This is a genomic window from Vibrio zhanjiangensis (assembly GCF_030161235.1).
In the GTDB taxonomy this organism is placed as follows: domain Bacteria; phylum Pseudomonadota; class Gammaproteobacteria; order Enterobacterales; family Vibrionaceae; genus Vibrio; species Vibrio zhanjiangensis.
In genome coordinates this window covers 1-1,183 of record NZ_BSPW01000057.1, presented here as the reverse complement: position 1 = coordinate 1,183, position 1,183 = coordinate 1, and the positions used below count along the sequence as shown (strand labels likewise).

The 1,183-nt window shown below is 52.9% G+C and carries 1 protein-coding gene; it reads right to left on the bottom strand.

The genetic code is table 11. The features are described 5' to 3' along the window. Positions 1-1,183: AMP-binding protein (locus tag QQK21_RS13415; RefSeq protein WP_284192698.1), on the bottom strand; the 1,183-nt coding region annotated here is incomplete at both ends.

Sequence of the window (1,183 nt, the reverse complement as noted above, 5' to 3'; positions counted from 1 at the left end):
TATAAAACAGGTGCGTAGGCTTTCATGACGGTGGTAAAGCGCTTTAAAGCTCTGCTCTAGAGCAGCTATATCCAGCTTACCACTCAAACGCAACGCCCCTGGCATGTTGTAATGCACGCTGCCACCTTCTAAGCGATCAATAAACCACAAGCGTTGCTGGGCATATGATAACGGCAATGCGGTTAACTGTGGGTCACGAGCAACCATCGGTGGCACTTGAATACCTTGCCCTGCCATCGACGCCTCAGCATCTAATGCCGCTGCCAGCTCACTCAGGATGGGCTGCGCAAAAAGCGTTTTAATCGGAATATCTAAGGCAAACTGCTCTCGAATGCTGGCTAATAGACGGACACCTAATAACGAATGCCCACCCAGTTCAAAGAAATGCGCATCACGACTAACGGGCGAGTGTAGGTGCAGCAAGGTTTGCCAGAGTTCTGCTAAGCGCGCTTCGGTGAGGCTTTGCGGGGCTTCATAAGCGCCGGTCACCTGAGCTAAATCCGGCTCAGGCAAGGCCTTACGATCCACCTTACCGTTAGGCGTTAATGGCAACTGCTCCAGCACCACAAAAGCCGAGGGCACCATGTAATCGGGCAGCACGGCTTTTAACCTTTGCTTGAGTGACTCGATCAGAGCGTCTTCGTCCAAAGCCTCAGGCACCTCAGCCTCTGTGACATAGGCGACCAAACGCTTGTCACCACCGCGATCTTCACGGGCTAACACCACGGCTTCTTTAACGCTCGGCTCACGCAGCAGCTCAGACTCGATTTCCCCTAACTCAATCCTAAACCCACGAATTTTGACCTGATGATCCAAACGCCCCAAAAAGGCAAGATTGCCATCGGGCAGCCAGCGCACCAAATCTCCGGTGCGATATAAGCGCGCTTCTGGGTCATCGCTAAAGGGATGAGCAATAAACTTGTCAGCCGTGAGTTCAGGGCGATTGAGATAACCGCGCGCTAAGCCCACACCGCCGATACAGAGCTCGCCTGACACACCAATGGGCACAAGCTGCTGCTCTGGTGAGAGCACATAGCCTTCTGTATTACCTAAAAGCTGTCCGATGGAGGCTGCACTTCCTGCATGATGGAAGTCTGTCACCTCACATAGAGTGACCACGTGGGTTTCAGTCGGGCCGTAGTGATTGAATAAACGGCAGTGTGGGTGCCGGTTAAAAAACTCG